The sequence below is a fragment of the Pseudomonas sp. R4-34-07 genome (assembly GCF_003852375.1).
Classification (GTDB): domain Bacteria; phylum Pseudomonadota; class Gammaproteobacteria; order Pseudomonadales; family Pseudomonadaceae; genus Aquipseudomonas.
Window position 1 is genome coordinate 2,025,925 of sequence record NZ_CP027760.1, and the last position, 18,273, is coordinate 2,044,197.

Consider the following 18,273-nt stretch of genomic DNA (forward strand, 5'->3'; position numbering starts at 1 on the left):
CTATTCGCCGCGGATGTACTGCTCCAATTGTTTGATCAGGTCAGCCTGTTCGGCGATGGCCTCTTTGACCAGGTCACCGATGGACAAAAGCCCCAGCAGTTTGCCGTCTTCCACCACGGGCAGGTGGCGTAGGTGACTGTCGGTCATGATGTTCATGCACGCTTCAACCGTTTTGTGGGTATCTACGGTGATGACCGGCGAACTCATCACATCATCCACCCGGGTGGTCACCGACGACAGACCCTTGAGGATAAGTTTACGTGCGTAATCGCGCTCGCTGATGATCCCGACCACGGCGCCATCCTTGACCACCGGCAACGCCCCGACGTTTTTCTCGGACATCCGCACCAGCGCCTCGAATACGGTGTGGTCCCACTGGATAGTGTGGACGTCCTGGTTCTTCTGGTCCTTGGCTTTGAGTAATTCTGCGACGGTTTTCATGGCGGCCACTCCGGTGTTGTTGTTAGTAGTCAGCGATTGCCCCTACAGAATCCTAGACGGGCCACGTTGCAGCAAGGTCCAAAGCGGCGTTAAACCCGTCGAAAAGCGTCATTCGCCGGTTTTTTTTGCGTTTTATCCGGCTTTTACCGGCTTTTTCGCCCGTTTGGGGTTGGCCGTCGTCTTGCGTGGCGCGCTCTTGCGCTTGTTTTTCCACGGTGTGGCGCCTTTGCCTGCCGGGCTGGCGGGACCGGTGATGGTCATGCGCATGCCATGACAGCGAGCCACCTGTTTGCTCATCCACGCCGCTTGTTTGGCGACAAACTCCTCCAGGCTCATTTCGCCGCTTTGCACCATATCCAGCGCCTGCTCCCAGATGGCGGTGGTGCCGGGATCAGCGATGGCGCGAGGCACCGCGTCAATCAGGCTGAAAGCCGCTGCGGTGGCCGACAGCGCCTTGCCGTTCTTCACCAGGTAACCTCGGTCCAGCAGGCCCTGGATGATCCCGGCGCGGGTGGCTTCGGTGCCAATGCCAGTGGTGTCCTTGAGCTTCTGCTTGAGCAGCGGGTCTTCGACCAGCTTGGCGACGTTTTTCATCGCTTTGATCAGGTCGCCTTCGGTAAAGGGCTTGGGCGGTTGGGTCCACAGGTCCTTGAGATTGACCTTGGCCACGGCACAGTCCTGGCCTTGCACCAGCATTGGCAAGGCTTGAGGCGCAGGCGTTTCCCTGCCTTTGGCGGGAGCAAGGGCTTCGGGCAGCGCGCGTTTCCAGCCCGGTTCGATGACAACTTTGCCCACCGCGCGCAACGCCTGGCCGGCACAATCGAAATCCGCCTGGGTACGGTCGTATTCATGGTCGGGCAGGAATTGCGCCAGGTATCGCGCGCGTATCAGCGTGTAGACCGCACGGTGCTTTCCGGTGAGTTGCCCAACGTCCTTGCCGGCCCCTGTCGGAATAATGCCGTGGTGGGCACTGACCTTGGCATCGTTCCAGGCGCGTGAGCGACGATTGGGGTCCATGTAGGCCATCAGCTCGGCCACGGCTGCGTCCGCGCGGCCGAGAGCGGCGAGGATCTTCGGCGCTTCGCTGTGCTGGCTCAACGGCAGATAGCCGCAATCGCTGCGCGGGTAGGTGATGACCTTGTGGGTTTCGTAGAGGGATTGGGCGATATCCAGGGTTTCCTGAGCGCCGAGGCTGAGCTTCTTGGAGCAGATTTCCTGCAGGGTGCCGAGGTCGAAGGGCAGGGGCGCGACCTCGCGTATGCGCTCGGTGCGCAGCTTAACCAATCGCGCACTGGCAGCGCGGGACATGGCGTCAGCGGCGTCCCGGGCCAGTTGCGGATTGAGGCAACGGCCCTGGTCATCGCAGGCATCGTCGACGGCGCGCCATTGGGCAGTGAAGGTCATGCGCTCGTGGAGCAGGTCCACGTCGATGGCCCAATACGCCACGGGTATGAAATCGGCGATGCTGCGGTCACGGTCGACCACCAGGCGCAAGGTGGGGGTTTGCACCCGGCCCACCGGCAATACGCCCTGATAGCCGGATTGTCGCCCAAGCAGGGTAAACAAGCGGCTCATGTTCATGCCGATCAGCCAGTCGGCGCGGGAGCGGCCCAGGGCCGAGTGATACAGGCTGAAGGTTTGCGCACCGGGCTTGAGGGCGGCCAGGGCCTTGCGGATGGAGGCCTCGTCCAGTGCCGACAACCACAACCGCTGGATCGGCCCGCGATAACGGCAATGCTCCACCAGTTCTCGGGCGATCATTTCACCCTCACGGTCGGCGTCGGTTGCGATCACCAGTTCCCGGGCTTCCCCCAGCAAGCGCTTGACCACCTTGAACTGGCTGGCGGTCTTGGGCTTGACCTGCATTTTCCAGGTTTGCGGGACGATCGGCAGGTCGGCGAGCACCCAGCGTTTGTATTTGGCGTCATAGGCGTCAGGCGGGGCGGTTTCCAACAGGTGGCCGATGCACCAGGTGACTGTGACCCCGCTGCCCAGCCAGCATCCATCGCCCCGGCGGCTGGCGCCGAGCACGGCCGCGATGTCCTTGGCCTGGGAGGGTTTTTCACAGAGGTACAGCTGCATGGTCATCACATCAGATCGGGTTGATGCTTGGCAGGATGCTTAGTCAGAGAGATTTGAGCAACTATTATCTGTATGGATGTACAGCAAATTGTGTTGGCCGCGCAAAACAAACTGTGGGAGGGGGCTTGCTCCCGATAGCGGTGTGTCAGCCAATGGAGATATTGACTGATATATCGCTATCGGGGGCAAGCCCCCTCCCACAGGGGCTCTGCGGTGTTCAGACAAACTCAGTTGTTATCGATATCCACATGCCGGGTTTCCTTGAGGCAGAACAAGCCGACCACCAGGCTGACGCCGGTCACCACCACCGGGTACCACAAGCCGTAGAAAATGTCCCCGGTGTACACCACCAAGGCAAACGACACGGTTGGCAGGAACCCGCCAAACCAGCCGTTACCGATATGGTAGGGCAGCGACATCGAGGTGTAGCGGATGCGTGTCGGGAACAGCTCCACCATCAGCGCCGCCAGAGGGCCGTAGCACATGGCGGCGATCAGGATCAGTGCCACGATCAGCACCACCACCATGACCTTGTTGACCTGGGCCATGTCTGCCGAGCTTGGGTAGCCGGCCAAGGTCACCGCGCCGCGCAGTGCCGCTTCATCGAAGCCATCGATACGCACGTCACCGACGCTGACCTGCACCGGCGCGCCGGCCGGCGCCGCGACGCTGCTGTACGGCAGGCCTTGCTTGACCAGGAAGGTCTTGACCTTGTCGCACGGGCTGTCAAAGCGCGCCTTGCCCACCGGGTCGAACTGGAAGGTGCAGGTGGCCGGGTCGGCCAGTACGGTAATCGGTGCCTGGTGACTGGCCTGGTCCATCGCCGGGTTGGTGTAGTGCGCCAGGCTCTTGAAGATCGGGAAATACAGCACGGTCGCCAGCAGCAGGCCGAGCATCAGCACCGGTTTGCGCCCGACCTTGTCCGACAGCCAGCCAAACAGGATAAAGAACGGCGCGCCGATCACCACACTGATGATCAGCAGCATGTTGGCCAAGGCCGGGTCCATCTTCAGGAACTGGGTGAGGAAGAACAGCACATAAAACTGCGCCGCATAAAAGGTCACCGCCTGCCCGCCGTTGATGCTGAACAGCGCGATCAATACGACCTTGAGGTTTTCCCATTTACCGAACGACTCGCGGATGGGCGCCTTGCTGGCCTTGCCTTCCTCTTTCATTTTCAGGAACGCTGGCGACTCGTGCAGGCTCATGCGAATCCAGGTGGAGATGCCCAGCAACACGATGGAAAACAGGAACGGAATACGCCAGCCCCACACCTCGAACTGGTCGCCGGTGAAATAACGGCAGGCCAGCACCACCAGCAACGACAGCAACAGGCCGAGGGTGGCGGTGGATTGAATCCAGCTGGTGTGCAAGCCCCGTTTGCCGGGGGGCGCATGTTCGGCGACATAGGTGGCGGCGCCACCGTATTCACCGCCCAGAGCCAGGCCTTGCAGCATGCGCAGCACGATCAGAATGATCGGCGCCGCGATGCCGATGCTGGCATAGGTCGGCAGCAGCCCCACGCAAAAGGTTGCCACGCCCATCAGGATGATCGTGACGAGGAAGGTGTATTTGCGCCCGATCATGTCGCCCAGGCGGCCGAATACCAGCGCGCCGAAGGGCCGCACCACGAAGCCTGCGGCGAACGCCATCAATGCGAAGATGAACGCCGTGGTGTCGTTGACCCCGGCAAAGAACTGCTTGCTGATCACCGCCGCGAGGGCGCCGTAGAGGAAGAAGTCATACCATTCGAACACCGTCCCGAGAGACGAGGCGAAAATGACTTTCTTGGAGTCGTTACGGGTGCTCGCATGTATCGCCGAGCCCAGGGGTTGAGCATGTTCTGACATCGGGTAGCCCTCACAGTGATTATTTATTGTTGTTCCACTGTCGGCGCCAGGTGCGGCGCCGCTATTCAGATTGCGTGAACCGTTTCTCTCTGCGGGGCGAGGCTCCTTGTGTTCGGTGAAAGGATCAGTTGCGCGGCCTTCTCGGCGATCATCAGCGTCGGTGAGCAGGTGTTGCCGGAGGTAATGCGCGGCATGATCGAGGCATCGGCGATGCGCAGGCCCGGCACGCCATGCACGCGCAACTGCGCGTCGACCACGGCGTCCTGGTCATTGCCCATGCGGCAGGTTCCCACCGGATGGAAGATCGTTGTGCCGATACGCGCCGCTGCTTCGTGCAGCTGTTCTTCGGTTTGCAGGGCGTCACCGGGCAAATACTCAACCGGCTTGAACTGGCTCAGGGCTGGTGCAGCCACGATCCGCCGTGTCAGGCGAATGGCGTCGGCGGCTACGCGCAGGTCTTCGGGATGGCTGAGGTAGTTGGGCCGGATCAGCGGTGCGTCCGCCGGGTTGGCCGAGCGTATGTCGATGCGCCCGCGACTGTGCGGGCGCAGGTCGCAGACCGACGCGGTAAACGCGGGGAACGCATGCAGCGGCTCGCCAAAACGCTCCAGGGACAGCGGCTGCACATGGTATTCAAGGTTGGCCGAGGTCTGCTCCGGCCCGGAGCGGGCAAACGCGCCAAGCTGGCTGGGCGCCATCGACAGCGGCCCGCTGCGGTCGTACAGGTAGCGCAGGCCCATGCCCATCTTGCCCCAGAGGGTGCCGGCGATCTGGTTCAGGGTGCGGGCGTTTTCCAGCTTGTAGATCAGGCGCAGTTGCAGGTGGTCCTGCAGGTTGCCACCCACGCCCGGTAGTTCATGAACCACGTCGATGCCCAACGGCTTGAGCACATGGGCGGGGCCGATACCCGAGCGTTGCAGGATGCCCGGCGAGCCGACGGCGCCGGCGCACAGTACGATTTCCCGGCGCGCTTTCCAGCTCAGTGGCTGGCCGAGCTGGCGCCCGACGACCTGAGAAGCGCGGCCGTTCTCCAGCACCACTCGATCGACCTCAACATCCGTCAACACGGTCAGGTTAGGCCGTTGGCGCACCGGTTTGAGAAACGCCTTGGCCGCATTCCAGCGCACCCCGGCCTTCTGATTGACCTGGAAATAGCCGCAGCCTTCGTTATCGCCCTGATTGAAATCGCTGATGTTGGCGATGCCGCTTTGCTTTGCGGCCTCGCGAAATGCATCCAGGATCGGCCACGACAGACGCTGCTGCTCGACGCGCCACTCGCCGCCGTCGCTGTGGAATGGCGAGGCGCCGGCAAAATGGTTTTCGCTGTGCTTGAACAGCGGCAAGACGTCATTCCAGGCCCATCCCGGATTGCCTTGCGCCGCCCAGCCGTCATAGTCCTGGGCCTGGCCGCGCATGTAGATCATGCCGTTGATGGACGAACAGCCCCCCAGCACCTTGCCGCGCGGGTAACTCAAGGCACGACCTTGCAGGCCTGCCTGGGCTTCGGTCTTGAAGCACCAGTCGGTGCGCGGGTTGCCGATGCAGAACAGGTAACCGACCGGAATATGGATCCAGGGGTAGTTGTCGCGACCACCGGCCTCCAGCAGCAGCACGCGATGGGCCGGGTTGGCGGACAGCCGATTGGCCAGCAAGCAGCCGGCGGGGCCGGCGCCGACGATCACGTAATCGTATTCAGCAGGTGCAATGGGCATTGGGGGGCTCGCTTGTTTTTCTTATTGGCTCCATCCTAGTTGTTAGTTTTCGTCTTAAAAATGTTAGTTTTTGCCCAGCTGCTGTGCGTTTTTAAACAGCGCTGCCCATGGGTGCGCAACGGAGGCGATATGTTCGACTGGAATGACCTGCGGTTTTTTCTCGAGTTGCAGCGCAGCGGCCGTTTGCTCACCGCCGCGCAACGTTTGAAAACCACGCACGCCACGGTGGCCCGGCATATCGAGGCCATCGAAAAAAGCCTCGGCACCGCGCTGTTTGTGCAGCACGCCCAGGGGTATGAGCTGACGCCGGCCGGCGAAGCCCTGCTCAAACACGCCGAAGCCATGGAAAACGTGGCGCTGCTGGCGGAAGACGAACTCACCCATTCTGCAGCGCCCCTGGGCAAGATTCGTCTCGGGGTGGCGGAGGGCCTGGGGGTGATGTTCCTCGCCGGTCGCATGGCTGGGCTGTTTGAACGTTATCCCGGCTTGGAAGTGGAATTGCTCGCGGTGCCGCGCTTTGTCAGCATCCTCAACCGCGAAGCGGAAATCAGCATTCACCTGGAACGCCCCAGCGTCGATCAGTTGGTCACCCGCAAACTCACCGATTATCGCCTGGCGCTGTATGCCAGCCGCGCTTATCTGGAGCGTCATCCGCCGATTGAAAAACGCGAAGACCTCGCGGCCCATTCATGGATCGATTATGTCGACGACCTGCTGTTCAGCCAGGAACTGAAATTCCTCAGCAGTTTCTGTCGCAACCCCAAGGTGGTCTTCCACAGCACCAGCGTGATTGCGCAACACCAGGCCGCGCGGTCGGGTTTGGGCATTGCGGTATTACCCTGTTTCATGGCGGCAGGCGATGCGGACCTGGTGCCGTTGTTGCCGGGGGAGAGCATCCAGCGCAGCTATTGGATCAGCTCGCGTCGGGAGTTGCACAAGTCGGTGCGGTTGCGGGTGTTGTGGGATTACGTGGTGGAGTTGTGCGCGCGCGAGCAGAAACTGTTGCTGGGTGAGGGCTGACTGACGAAACCGAATCAACACTGTGGGAGGGGGCTTGCTCCCGATGGCGGTGTATCAGTCAGCAAATTCGAAGCTGACTTTCTCTATGACTGGCCCGCCGCTATCGGGAGCAAGCCCCCTCCCACATTTGGATCTCCACACGCAGGGCGTGGCGGTTTTTAAAGAAACCAGCGGTATTCCCGCGCAGAAATCTCCTGCTGGAACGCCAGATGATCCTGGCGTTTGTTCTCGCAATACACATCGACGAATTCCGCGCCCAGCTTGTCGCGCACCACCGACTGATGTTGCATGGCGCGCACGGCGTCGAGCATGTCCACGGGGAAATCGGTGCCACTGCTGCGGTCTTCGTTCAGCGGCGCGATGGGCTCCTGCCTGGTTTCAAGGCCATGCTCCAAACCGGCGAGGATCGCGGCCAACACCAGGTATGGGTTGGCGTCGGCGCTGGCCAGGCGATGCTCGATCCGCAAGTTGCGTGGGTCGGACTTGGGGATGCGCACGCACGCATCACGGTCTTCGAAGCCCCAGCTGGCGCGGGTAGCGGCGTTGACCGTACCGCCGAGGCGGCGGAACGCGTTGTGGTTGGGCGAGAAGATCGGCATGCAGTGGGGCAGCAACGCGAGGCAACCGGCCACGGCGTGGCGCAGCGGTTGCTGCTGGTGCGCCGCCAGCACGTTGTTGCCCCCGCCGTCATACAGGCTGACATGCACATGCATGCCGCTGCCGGGAAACTGCAGGTAAGGCTTGGCCATGAAGCTGGCGCGGTAACCGTGTTTGAGCGCCACGCCGCGGGTGCTACGGCAGAACAGGGCGGCCCAGTCGGCGGCGCGCAGGCCGTCATCGCAATGGCCAAAATTGATTTCGAATTGGCCCGGGCCGATTTCGGCGGTGATCACCGTGATATCGATGCCCTGGGCCTTGGCGGTTTGTGCCATGTCGTCCAGCACGTCGCTGAAGCGCGACAGCCGCTCGATATGCAAGTTGGGCTGGTCGTCGACATCGTCGCTCAGCGGGTCGCGGGGGAATTGCGGCAGACCATTGTCGAGCTTTTTGTCGAACAGATAGAACTCCAGTTCAAACGCCACCACCGGGTGAATGCCTTTGTGGTGCAGGCGTTCCAGCACCCTGGTCAACACTTCGCGGGGTTCGAATTCGATGGGCGCTTCGGTGCCGTCGGAAGTGATCAGCATCTGCCCCAGCGGCTGCGACTCCCAGCTCACCGGCTTCAGCGTACCCGGCACCAGGCGCCGATTGGCATCCGGGTCACCGTCGTTGAAGCAGTAGTCGCCGATCTTGAACAACCCGCCCTGGGCGCCCAGCAATACGGCGTTCTGCGGCAGCTTCAACGGGCTGCCGGCGGCGACTTTCTCGAGCATCTCCACCGGGTAGCGCTTGCCGTAGAAATGCCCCGGAATGTCCAGGGCGATCAGATCGACGTAGCGCACCTCGGGGTGGTTCTGGCGGAAGGTCCGTACTTCGGCCAGCAAGGTTGCAGATGGGCTTTTCACGGGTGCAGCTCCTAGTTGTAAACCCACAGCACGCGGGCGGGCAGGTCGGTCAGGTTGGCGTAGCGACAGTGGGCGAAACTGGCCAGATGAAAGCTGTCGCCAGGGCCAAGAGTGACCGCATCGGCCTCGCCTTCAACCCACAGCGTCAACTCACCCTCCAGCACAAAGCCGGCCTGTTCGGCACGGTCGCTCATGGCCTGCTCACCACTGTTGGCGCCGGGTGCCAACAGGCTGTCGAGCATCGAAAACGCGCCGTTCATGCTCGGCGAGACGAGGATGTCGGTGATGCCATTGGCGTAATACAGCGTGCGCCGCTCGTTGGGCCGCGTGACCCAGTCCACCGCCTTGGGTTTGGGCAGGCTGTAGAAGTAAGTGGTAGGCACATCGAGGGCGTGGCTGATGGCGGTCAGGTCGGCCACGGTCGGGCGCGACAGGCCACGTTCCACTTGGGACAGGAAACCCACCGAACGTTGGATCTTGTGCGCCAATTGCGCCAGGGTGAGTTTCTTGTGCTTGCGCAGGTCGTGGATCAGGGCGGCGAGGGTGGCGAGTTCATCTTGAGGTATCATGAAATTTAATTCGAATAATTTCATGAAAAATTACAGGATTAATTTCACGTAAGCAATGACCATGGAGGATCATTGTGGCGAGGGAGCTTGCTCCCGCTGGGCCGCGAAGCGGCCCTAATTCGGCCACCGCATTTGTTCAGGTGTGTCCCGGCCGGCTTTTTTGGGGCTGCTGCGCAGCCCAGCGGGAGCAAGCTCCCTCGCCACGGGGAGTGGGGAAACATAATGAAATTGAGTCGCGGAGCGACCCTTCTCGGGCCTGCTAGGTTGAATGAGTCATTCAATCAAAGGGAGCGACGGATTGCTTCAAAGGCCCAACTCTCATTTGCTACGGCGAGGTCGTTATTCAGAAGCAGGTCGCGTGTACTTGGTGACGGCCGTGGTTTATCAGCGGCGTCCGGTTTTTGCTGAAATGGCTCTGGGGCGGTTATTGGTTGCAGAGCTCAAACGAGCCCACGATGCAGGTCTGCTTGCTTCGTTGGCCTGGGTCATCATGCCGGATCACCTTCACTGGATGTTTGAGCTGCGTGATGCGACGTTGCCGCAAGTGATGCAGCAAGTGAAGTCACGCAGCACGCTGACCATCAACCAAGCCAGGGGTACGAAGGGTGCTTTTTGGCAGAGCGGATACCATGATCGCGCGGCGCGAGCCGAGGAAGATCTTATAAAAATCGCGCGTTACATCATTGCCAATCCCTTGCGGGCGGGGCTGGTCGAGCATATCGGCGACTACTCGCTCTGGGATGCAATCTGGTTATGAGTTTGAGTTCCCGCGTGTGGCGAGGGAGCTTGCTCCCGCTGGGCCGCGAAGCGGCCCCAATCCATCCACCACGTTCGTTCAGGTATATCTCGGTCGGGCTGTTTGGGGCTGCTGCGCAGCCAGCGGGAGCAAGCTCCCTCGCCACAAGGGTTATTGGTGATCGGGTAGTGTTTTCACCTGAATGATTTCACGCCCCTGCGGTCGGAACCTGGGTACGCACTCAAAATTGAAGGAGCACCCATGAAGTCCAGATCCCTCGTTGCCTGTGTTCTCGTTGCGGCAGGCCTGTCTACCGCCAGTTTTGTGGTGCAGGCCGGCGATACGCCCCAGGAAACCGTGCAGCCTTCCAACATCAATACCCGTGATTTGAAGGAAGGTGACCGCGCCCCGGATATCCTCATGCGCAAGGAGTCGGCCCTCAGCGACTGGAAAAAACGTGGCCTCAAGCAGCCCGAGGAAGAGAGCCAGTGGGCGCGGGTCGGCGATAAATATGTGCTGCTCAAGACCACCAACGGCACCATCCTAGAGATCACCCCGGTCAAGAAATAATCCTGCCGCACCACCTGCTCGTGTCACGTTTCTTGCGTTAAGGTAACCGACCGCAATGGTCGCGTTACCTTCAAAGAAAAGAGAGCAGGATGCTTGCCACCAAAAACTACCCCCGCACGGTGAATCTGTTGCTGTCCGCCACGTTGCTGCTGACGTTGGCCAAGGCGATCACCTTTCCGTACCTGGTGATCTACCTCACCCGCCACTTTGCCCTCGACATCAGCCAGGTCGGCCTGGTGATCGGCAGTTCGCTGATTGTCGGCTCGTTGCTCAGCGTGTATGGCGGGTTCCTTGTCGATCGCGTCAACAGTTACCGTTTGCTGCTCGGTTTGAGCCTGGTGTTTGTACTGGGCTTTATCGGTACGGTTGTGGCGCAGAATATCTGGGCGTTCTATAGCTGCCTGATCCTGATCAACCTGGCCTATGCGGTCATCGATATTGCGATCAAGGCCGGCTTCGCCAGCTTGCTGCCCGAGGATGGGCGCAGCGAAGTGTTCTCGATCAAATATACATTGACCAATATCGGCTACGCGGTGGGGCCGTTTTTTGGCGCGATGGTGGCGACGCTGGATATCAGCCTGCCGTTTATACTGTCGGCGCTGTTAGGCGTGGGATTTTTCCTGCTGTACTGGCGTTTGGGCGACCGCACATTGACCTCCGTCGACGCCACGCAAAAACCGGTGCCGTTCCTCGCCGTGGGCCGTGTGCTGCTCAAGGATCATCGCCTGGTGTGCTTCACCCTCGGCGGCCTGCTCAGTGCAGTGGTATTCGGCCAATTCACGGCCTACCTGTCGCAATACCTGGTGACTACCACCACTGCCGAATATACCTACACCGTGATCAGCGCCGTGCTCACCACCAACGCCGTGCTGGTGATTGCCTTGCAGTACCTGATTGGCCGGCGCATCTCGCACCGTTACCTAAGCCAGTGGCTGATCGCGGGTTTGGGCATGTTCATGCTGGGGCTGATTGGCTTTGCGTTGGCCAACAGCGTGGTGTGGTGGGTGGTCGCGATGGCGGTGTTTACCGTGGGGGAAATCATCGTGTTCCCGGCCGAGTACATGTTTATCGACCGAATTGCGCCTGACGCCCTGCGCGGCATGTATTACGGCGCGCAGAATCTGTCCAATCTCGGCGCCGCTTTGGGGCCGGTGTTATGCGGGATGGTGCTGGCCAGCCTGCCGGCGCATTACATGTTTTATATGCTCGGAATGTTTATTGTCGGCGGCGGGGTGTTCTATTTCATTGGGGCGAAGCTGAAGGCAAGTCATCCAGCGTGAGCTTGCCGACGTTGTTGCTTTGCAGCTCATAGCGCAATTCATCCACCATTTTCGCCACTTCCTCCGGGGTCTGCAGCCGATTGGTGCTGATCCCGGTGACCACCAGATCGACCCGTCCGGTTTCAGCGTCGAATACCTTGAGGGTCAAGGATGCATCCCGGCACAGGGTGAATTCGCAGGTCAGCGGCGACAAGCCTTCTTCGATGCAATTTCGCAGTTGAGAGAGGGTAAACATGCAAGTTCCTTCAAGGCACAGAGACGATGCCTTAAAGGTTATTGATTAGCCTGCTGCCTAATAAGGCGAATTCGCACTAGCTGCACTAGTGCATTTGCACTCTCAGCGCTTGTTTTTTACCCGCACTTCACCAGCAAACAGCCCGCGCTCGCGGGCCCAGACGATGGCCGTACTGCGGCTGTGCACGCCCAGCTTGGAGTACACCGTCGCTACATGGTTGCGAACGGTGTTGGGTGCCAGCTTCAGGCGCGAGGCGATCTCCTTGTCGGCCAGGCCCTCGCAGATCAAGCCCAGCACGTCGCGCTCACGAGCGGTGAGGTCGGTAAAGGAAACGTTGGGCAGGTCAGGGCTGTTGACGCTTTTGGCATTGGCCAGTTTTTCGATCAGGGTCTGGCTGAACCAGGAGGTGTCCTGCATGACTTCCTCGATGGCCGCCACCAGTTCCAGCTCCGAGCGTTTACGTTCGGTGATGTTCATGAATACCAGCAGGTAGCACGGCATGTCCTGGATGATCACGGTGTCGGCCGACACCACGCAGTCGATCACTTCATCGCCTTTCTTGCGCACCTTGAGGTCATGACCTTCCAGGTTTCCGGCTTTCTCCAGGGTCGCGAACAACTGGGCGCCAGCCTGGGGGCTGTCGATGAAGTCGATGTCTTCGATGGATTTGCCGATCAGTTCTTCACTGATATAGCCGGTGATACTCATGAACGCTTCGTTGATATCCACCACCTGGCGATTGGCGGCGTTGCACACCAGGGTTGGCACGGGCGTCAGGCGGAAGGACTTGGCGAAGCGTTCTTCACTCTGGCGCAGGGCGATTTCCGCTTTGCGTCGCGGCTCCAGGTCCATGAACGAAAACAGCATGCAGTCCTCTTCGTTCATGTCCAGGGGCTGGCCGGCGACGATCACCAGCTTGCTGCCGCCTTCGGGCAGTCGCAGCTCTGCCTGCATCTGTGGAATGGTCGAGCCTTGCCCCAGCCGCTCGATGGCCAAGTCCTTGCGTTCGGCCTGTTCGAGCACGTCCAGTTCATACACGGATTTACCGATGACCTGGTCGCGGTTGTAGCCGGTCATCTCCAGGAAGCCCTGATTGACCTTGATGTAGCGCAGGTCGCTGAGGCGGCAGATCACGGCGGGCGCGGGGTTGGCGTTGAAGGTTTTCTCGAAACGCTGCTCGGCGCTCGCCCATTCGGTGGCGTCACTGAGGATCAGCACCAGCAGTTCCGGCTCGCCGTGCGAGTCGGTGATCACCAGGCTGCGCAGGCGGTGAACCCAGGTCTTTTCTTCATCGGCCGTAGGAATGACTTCCACGATCACGTCGCTGAACTCATCACCCGCCGCCGCGCGGGCGAGGGGGTAGTTATCCAACTGCAACGGGTGGTAATTGCGATAACGCAAGGTGAAGCGCTCGGCGTATTCCTGCCCATTGGTGCCCAGCCCCATGACGTCAGTGACGCCGTGCATGGTCAATGCGGCTTCGTTGGCCCAGAGAATGGTCTGGTCGACCTCGGCCAGGATCACGCCGTCGGACAACCCGGAGATGATCTGCTGCAGTTGGCGGCGGTTGGTTTCTTTGGCAAGAACATCCTGTGTCATAGGTTCTCCAAGGTGTGGACGCATGGGTTTTACGACATCCCCGGTTCAGGATAGTGCAGAGAAGTTGTCTGAGTGGGAGTGCGAATGGACCAGGGGGGGTAGTGCATATGGGCCCCGTCGCGTGCCATTGGCTTGATATGGTTTGCAGTAAGGACGCCGCCTGTATGAGTGCGTAAAATGCCGGCATTTCACGCGTTTCACGCAAGGGTGCCCTTTGAGCGCAAGCAAAACCGTCGGACTGTTACTACTCACTTCCCTGCTGGCGGCGTGCGGCACCTCGCCGCCACGCACGCCCAATGATATCTGCGGCATCTTTCGCGAAAAGGATGACTGGTACGACGCCGCCAAGGTCACGCAAAAACGCTGGGGCGTGCCGATCCAGGTGCCATTCGCGATCATGTATCAGGAGTCGGGCTTTCGCTACGACGCCAAGACCCCGCGTAAATACCTGTTGTGGATCATTCCCTGGGGGCGCGTTTCCACCGCTTCCGGCTATGCCCAGGCCAAGGACGAAGTGTGGAATGACTACCGCAAAAGCACCGGCCGCAGCGGCGCCGATCGCGAGGATTTCGACGACGCCATCGACTTTATCGGTTGGTACATGGACAAGACCTACACCATCAATGGCGTCTACAAGTACGACGCCTACGGCCAATACCTGAACTACCACGAAGGCTGGGGTGGCTATCGCCAGCGCACCTATGCCAGCAAAGCCTGGCTGCCGCCGGTGGCGAGCAAAGTGCAGGCCCGTTCGCAGATGTATGCGCGGCAGTATGCCGGGTGCAAGGATGAATTGGGGCGAGGGTTTTGGAGTCGGTTCTGGCATTGGTTATAGAGCCCGGTGCTGGATGCACGCGAATCAAAATGTGGGAGGGGGCTTGCCCTAATGCCAGTCAGTTAAGGCTTTTTGTAGGAGCGAGCTTGCTCGCGAAAAACGTCAACGATAACGCGTGCTTCCTGAATAAACGCGGTGCCTGTGAGTTTTTCGCGAGCAAGCTCGCTCCTACAGACGGTGGTGTACGCTTAACTGACTGGCATTAGGGCTTACCCCCTCCTACATTGGATCGCGTGGTCATGACACTTGCCAAACCCACCCGGTTCTGGGAAAACCGCAGCCTTTCACGCCTTCAATGAGAGCCCCATGAGCAACGACGAATTGCAGATCACCGACATCCGCCTGGGCGACGGCAAAGCCGTGGTCAAGGGCGCGCTGATCACCACTCAATACACCGGCACCCTGGAAGACGGCACGGTGTTCGATTCGTCTTGGGAGCGGGGCAAACCGTTTCAGTGCGTGATTGGTACAGGTCGCGTGATCAAGGGTTGGGACCAGGGATTGATGGGCATGCAGGTTGGCGGTATACGCACGTTGTATGTACCGGCGCACCTGGCCTACGGCGAGCGCTCGATGGGGGCGCATATCAAGCCAAACAGCGACCTGCGTTTCGAGATTGAATTGCTGGAAGTGCTGACGCGGGATGATTGAAGAGGTTGAACATGGAGGTTGAGGACGGTTCCAGTAAGCGCGTTCCTGAACCCATCCTGAAGAAATTTCTTATTCACCATGTGGAAACTTTCCTACGGTTTACTCTGCATAAATCGCGGCGTAAGCTTCGCGCGTTTTCATCAATAGCGGAGACCCTCAGTGGGTACTTGTTCGAGTGACAGTAGTCGGCCGGTTTCAGTAACCGGCACATACTTGGCAAGGTAACGCGCATTTTTTCGATGCCGTTGTCTCGCCAGAAAAGCGAGAAGCGGCATCTCGGCAGCAGCCATTCCTGGCGCCTGCCTGATCGCTCTCATCGACGCTGACCAGCACCCGAGTTGCCTCGGGAGGCTACGGACGCGCCTGCCTTTTACGGTGGGCGGGCCAGGTTCGGCTGCGCCTGTTCGGCAGGCGCGGTGCGGATGGGCGGTACCTGCACGAGGGTTTTTCATCGCGCAGGAGTAACACCATGAACCTCACGCTGCTCAAAGAGTTCTTCGCCGGTTTTCTGCGGACCCGGCATATCGCCCGGCATTTTCGGCGCCTGACGATGCTGGAGACCGTGACCGACGCCAGCGTCAGCCGCGAAGTACCGCCTAGCCTTGCGCAAACCCTGGTGGCCGCAGCCAACGGCAGTGCCGTGCAGCTGCTGGGTATGCTGGGCAGCCACGCCGAGGGTTTGAACACCCAGGAGGCCGACGCGTTGCGCGGGCGATACGGGCTCAATGAAGTCGAGCACGAGCAGCCGCTGCCTTGGTGGGTGCACGTGTGGCACTGCTATAAAAACCCGTTCAACCTGTTGCTGACGTTGCTGGCAGTGATCTCCTGGCTGACCGACGACATGAAGGCCGCTTTGGTGATTTTCTCCATGGTGGTGCTGTCGACCCTGTTGCGTTTCTGGCAGGAGGCCAAATCGAACAAGGCCGCCGACGCCTTGAAGGCCATGGTCAGCAACACGGCCACAGTGTTGCGCCGGGACGCGGCCAAGCGTCTTGAGCTGCCGATCAAACAACTGGTACCGGGCGATCTGATCGTGCTGTCGGCCGGGGACATGATTCCCGCTGATTGCCGCGTGCTCAGTGCCAAGGACCTGTTTGTCAGCCAGGCGGCGATGACCGGCGAATCGATGCCGGTGGAGAAGTTCGTCCAGCAGCAGGATGCCCAGGTTCGCAACCCGCTGGACTTGGAAAACATCCTGTTCATGGGCACCAACGTGGTGTCCGGCGCCGCCACGGCGGTGATTCTCGCCACCGGCAATCACACGTACTTCGGCGCCCTGGCGCAACGCGTCACGGCGACCGACCGTGCCACCACCTCGTTCCAGCAGGGAGTCAACAAGGTCAGCTGGCTGTTGATCCGTTTCATGTTCGTGATGGCCCCGCTGGTGTTGTTCATCAACGGGTTCACCAAGGGTGACTGGACTGAAGCCTTGCTGTTCGCGCTGTCGATTGCCGTGGGCCTTACCCCGGAAATGCTGCCGATGATCGTCACCTCGACGTTGGCCAAGGGCGCGGTGTTCCTGTCGCGCAAGAAGGTCATCGTCAAGCGCCTCGACGCGATCCAGAATTTCGGCGCCATGGATGTGTTGTGCACCGACAAGACCGGCACGCTGACCCAGGACAGGATTTTCCTGGCGCGCCATGTGGATGTGTGGGGCCAGGAATCCGAGGATGTACTGGAAATGGCCTACCTCAACAGCTACTACCAGACCGGTTTGAAAAACCTGTTGGATGTGGCCGTGCTCGAGCACGTCGAAATCCATCGTGACTTAAAGGTCGGTACCGCGTTCCAGAAGGTCGATGAGATTCCATTCGACTTCAATCGGCGTCGCATGTCGGTAGTGGTGGCGGAGCAGGACCAGCCGCATCTGCTGATCTGCAAAGGCGCGGTGGAGGAGATTTTGGCGGTGTGCAGCACCGTGCGCCACGGCGAGGTCAACGAGGCATTGACGGACGAGCTGTTGGCACGCATTCGCCAAGTGACTGCAGCGTTCAATGACGAGGGCCTGCGGGTGGTGGCCGTGGCCGCACAACCGATGGCGCCAGGTCGCGACACCTACAACCTGGCGGATGAAAACAACCTGACCCTGATCGGCTATGTGGCCTTCCTCGACCCACCCAAGGAAAGCACCGCGCCTGCGCTCAAGGCCCTGAAGGCCCATGGCGTAGCGGTCAAAGTGCTGACGGGCGACAACGAACGGGTCACCGCAAAGATCTGCCGTGAAGTCGGCCTGGAGCAGCAAGGGCTGCTGATGGGTAACGACATCGAGGACATGAGCGACGCCGAGCTGGCCCAGGCCGTGGAAACCACCAATGTGTTCGCCAAGCTCACGCCCAGCCACAAGGAGCGCATCGTGCGCCTGCTCAAGGCCAACGGGCATGTGGTCGGGTTCATGGGGGACGGCATCAACGATGCACCGGCACTGCGTACGGCCGATATCGGCATTTCGGTGGACAGCGCGGTAGACATCGCCAAGGAAGCCGCCGACATCATCCTGCTGGAAAAGAGCCTGATGATCCTGGAGGAGGGCGTGCTGGAAGGCCGGCGCACCTTCGCCAACATGCTCAAGTACATCAAGATGACCGCCAGCTCCAACTTCGGCAACGTGTTTTCGGTGCTGGTGGCGAGTGCGTTTATCCCGTTTCTGCCAATGCTGCCGATGCACCTGCTGGTGCAGAACCTGCTGTATGACATCTCGCAGATCGCGATTCCGTTCGACAACGTCGACGAGGAGATGCTCGCCAAGCCGCAACGCTGGCAGCCGGGAGATGTGGGCCGCTTCATGCTGTTCTTCGGGCCGATCAGCTCGATCTTTGACATCACCACGTTCGCACTCATGTGGTACGTGTTCGATGCCAATACCCCGGACCACCAGACCCTGTTCCAGTCGGGCTGGTTCGTGGTGGGGCTGCTCACCCAGACGTTGATCGTGCACATGATCCGCACCCCGAAAATCCCGTTCCTGCAAAGCCGTGCGGCGATGCCGTTGATGGTGATGACGGGCGTGATCATGGCGGTCGGGATCTTCCTGCCGATGGGGCCACTGGCGCATTACTTCAAACTGCAGGCGCTGCCGTCGCTGTACTTCGTGTTCCTGCCAGTGATTTTGCTGGCGTACATGGCGCTGACCCAGGCGGTGAAGGGCTACTACATCCGCAAGTTTGGCTGGCAGTAGTTGCCGCAGCAGT

15 protein-coding genes are annotated in these 18,273 nt (G+C 60.3%); 7 read left to right on the plus strand and 8 right to left on the minus strand.

Annotated elements, in window-relative coordinates:
* The 4 genes from C4J85_RS09345 to C4J85_RS09360 all read right to left on the minus strand — a co-directional run bounded on the left by C4J85_RS09345 (position 1) and on the right by C4J85_RS09360 (position 6,085).
* Positions 1-441: a CBS domain-containing protein gene (locus C4J85_RS09345; protein ID WP_124409504.1), complete on the minus strand. Its 441-nt coding sequence runs from the start codon at positions 439-441 to the stop codon at positions 1-3.
* 132 nt (positions 442-573) lie between these two features.
* Positions 574-2,523, minus strand: a complete 1,950-nt coding sequence (locus C4J85_RS09350) for a DNA topoisomerase III (RefSeq protein WP_124409505.1) — start codon at positions 2,521-2,523, stop codon at positions 574-576.
* A 227-nt stretch (positions 2,524-2,750) separates the two neighbouring features.
* On the minus strand, positions 2,751-4,373 hold the full coding sequence (locus tag C4J85_RS09355; RefSeq protein ID WP_124366556.1) for an MFS transporter: 1,623 nt from the start codon (positions 4,371-4,373) through the stop codon (positions 2,751-2,753).
* A gap of 65 nt (positions 4,374-4,438) precedes the next feature.
* Entirely contained in the window at positions 4,439-6,085 is a 1,647-nt protein-coding gene (locus C4J85_RS09360; protein WP_124409506.1) for a GMC family oxidoreductase, read from the minus strand.
* Between the two features lie 129 nt (positions 6,086-6,214).
* Here C4J85_RS09360 and C4J85_RS09365 point away from each other — a divergent pair, with 129 nt between their 5' ends.
* The gene (locus tag C4J85_RS09365) at positions 6,215-7,105 is read left to right on the plus strand and encodes a LysR family transcriptional regulator (RefSeq protein WP_124366558.1); all 891 of its coding nucleotides are present in this window, start codon (positions 6,215-6,217) and stop codon (positions 7,103-7,105) included.
* A 158-nt stretch (positions 7,106-7,263) separates the two neighbouring features.
* Here the strand turns inward: C4J85_RS09365 and C4J85_RS09370 are convergent, their stop codons facing one another.
* Both C4J85_RS09370 and C4J85_RS09375 read right to left on the minus strand, forming a co-directional pair.
* A complete protein-coding gene (locus tag C4J85_RS09370) occupies positions 7,264-8,610 on the minus strand; it encodes a glutamine synthetase family protein (RefSeq protein ID WP_124409507.1) in 1,347 nt (448 codons plus the stop codon).
* An 11-nt stretch (positions 8,611-8,621) separates the two neighbouring features.
* Complete coding sequence (locus C4J85_RS09375) at positions 8,622-9,179, minus strand: helix-turn-helix domain-containing protein (RefSeq protein ID WP_124409508.1); 558 nt, start codon at positions 9,177-9,179, stop codon at positions 8,622-8,624.
* A 298-nt stretch (positions 9,180-9,477) separates the two neighbouring features.
* Here C4J85_RS09375 and C4J85_RS09380 point away from each other — a divergent pair, with 298 nt between their 5' ends.
* The 3 genes from C4J85_RS09380 to C4J85_RS09390 all read left to right on the plus strand — a co-directional run bounded on the left by C4J85_RS09380 (position 9,478) and on the right by C4J85_RS09390 (position 11,765).
* Positions 9,478-9,936 carry a transposase gene (locus C4J85_RS09380; protein ID WP_124368953.1) on the plus strand — a complete coding sequence of 153 codons (459 nt, stop codon included), beginning with the start codon at positions 9,478-9,480 and terminating at the stop codon, positions 9,934-9,936.
* Between the two features lie 240 nt (positions 9,937-10,176).
* Positions 10,177-10,485, plus strand: coding sequence for an RcnB family protein (locus C4J85_RS09385; RefSeq protein ID WP_124370291.1), 309 nt, complete (start codon positions 10,177-10,179; stop codon positions 10,483-10,485).
* A gap of 89 nt (positions 10,486-10,574) precedes the next feature.
* Entirely contained in the window at positions 10,575-11,765 is a 1,191-nt protein-coding gene (locus C4J85_RS09390; protein WP_124409509.1) for an MFS transporter, read from the plus strand.
* On the opposite strand, the gene C4J85_RS09395 is transcribed toward C4J85_RS09390, so the two are convergent.
* On the minus strand, positions 11,728-12,000 hold the full coding sequence (locus C4J85_RS09395; RefSeq protein ID WP_124366563.1) for a DUF1652 domain-containing protein: 273 nt from the start codon (positions 11,998-12,000) through the stop codon (positions 11,728-11,730). The two genes, C4J85_RS09390 and C4J85_RS09395, sit on opposite strands and share 38 nt — an antisense overlap.
* Positions 12,001-12,102: 102 nt before the next feature.
* Complete coding sequence (locus C4J85_RS09400; RefSeq protein ID WP_124409510.1) at positions 12,103-13,599, minus strand: helix-turn-helix transcriptional regulator; 1,497 nt, start codon at positions 13,597-13,599, stop codon at positions 12,103-12,105.
* Positions 13,600-13,813: 214 nt separating this feature from the next.
* On the opposite strand from C4J85_RS09400, the gene C4J85_RS09405 reads away from it, so the two are divergent.
* The 3 genes from C4J85_RS09405 (at position 13,814) to mgtA (ending at position 18,260) form a co-directional block, all read left to right on the plus strand.
* On the plus strand, positions 13,814-14,434 hold the full coding sequence (locus tag C4J85_RS09405; protein WP_124406830.1) for a hypothetical protein: 621 nt from the start codon (positions 13,814-13,816) through the stop codon (positions 14,432-14,434).
* 306 nt (positions 14,435-14,740) lie between these two features.
* Positions 14,741-15,085 carry an FKBP-type peptidyl-prolyl cis-trans isomerase gene (locus tag C4J85_RS09410; protein WP_124409511.1) on the plus strand — a complete coding sequence of 115 codons (345 nt, stop codon included), beginning with the start codon at positions 14,741-14,743 and terminating at the stop codon, positions 15,083-15,085.
* Between the two features lie 469 nt (positions 15,086-15,554).
* Positions 15,555-18,260, plus strand: a complete 2,706-nt coding sequence (gene mgtA, locus C4J85_RS09415) for a magnesium-translocating P-type ATPase (RefSeq protein ID WP_124409512.1) — start codon at positions 15,555-15,557, stop codon at positions 18,258-18,260.
* Positions 18,261-18,273: the final 13 nt, after the last annotated feature.

Excerpts from the sequence above, each read along its gene's own strand:
- C4J85_RS09345 (WP_124409504.1), bottom strand. The coding sequence starts at position 441 with ATGAAAACCGTCGCAGAATTACTCAAAGCCAAGGACCAGAAGAACCAG.
- C4J85_RS09350 (WP_124409505.1), bottom strand. The coding sequence starts at position 2,523 with ATGCAGCTGTACCTCTGTGAAAAACCCTCCCAGGCCAAGGACATCGCG.
- C4J85_RS09355 (WP_124366556.1), bottom strand. The coding sequence starts at position 4,373 with ATGTCAGAACATGCTCAACCCCTGGGCTCGGCGATACATGCGAGCACC.
- C4J85_RS09360 (WP_124409506.1), bottom strand. The coding sequence starts at position 6,085 with ATGCCCATTGCACCTGCTGAATACGATTACGTGATCGTCGGCGCCGGC.
- C4J85_RS09365 (WP_124366558.1), top strand. The coding sequence starts at position 6,215 with ATGTTCGACTGGAATGACCTGCGGTTTTTTCTCGAGTTGCAGCGCAGC.
- C4J85_RS09375 (WP_124409508.1), bottom strand. The coding sequence starts at position 9,179 with ATGATACCTCAAGATGAACTCGCCACCCTCGCCGCCCTGATCCACGAC.
- C4J85_RS09385 (WP_124370291.1), top strand. The coding sequence starts at position 10,177 with ATGAAGTCCAGATCCCTCGTTGCCTGTGTTCTCGTTGCGGCAGGCCTG.
- C4J85_RS09390 (WP_124409509.1), top strand. The coding sequence starts at position 10,575 with ATGCTTGCCACCAAAAACTACCCCCGCACGGTGAATCTGTTGCTGTCC.
- C4J85_RS09395 (WP_124366563.1), bottom strand. The coding sequence starts at position 12,000 with ATGTTTACCCTCTCTCAACTGCGAAATTGCATCGAAGAAGGCTTGTCG.
- C4J85_RS09400 (WP_124409510.1), bottom strand. The coding sequence starts at position 13,599 with ATGACACAGGATGTTCTTGCCAAAGAAACCAACCGCCGCCAACTGCAG.
- C4J85_RS09410 (WP_124409511.1), top strand. The coding sequence starts at position 14,741 with ATGAGCAACGACGAATTGCAGATCACCGACATCCGCCTGGGCGACGGC.
- mgtA (WP_124409512.1), top strand. The coding sequence starts at position 15,555 with ATGAACCTCACGCTGCTCAAAGAGTTCTTCGCCGGTTTTCTGCGGACC.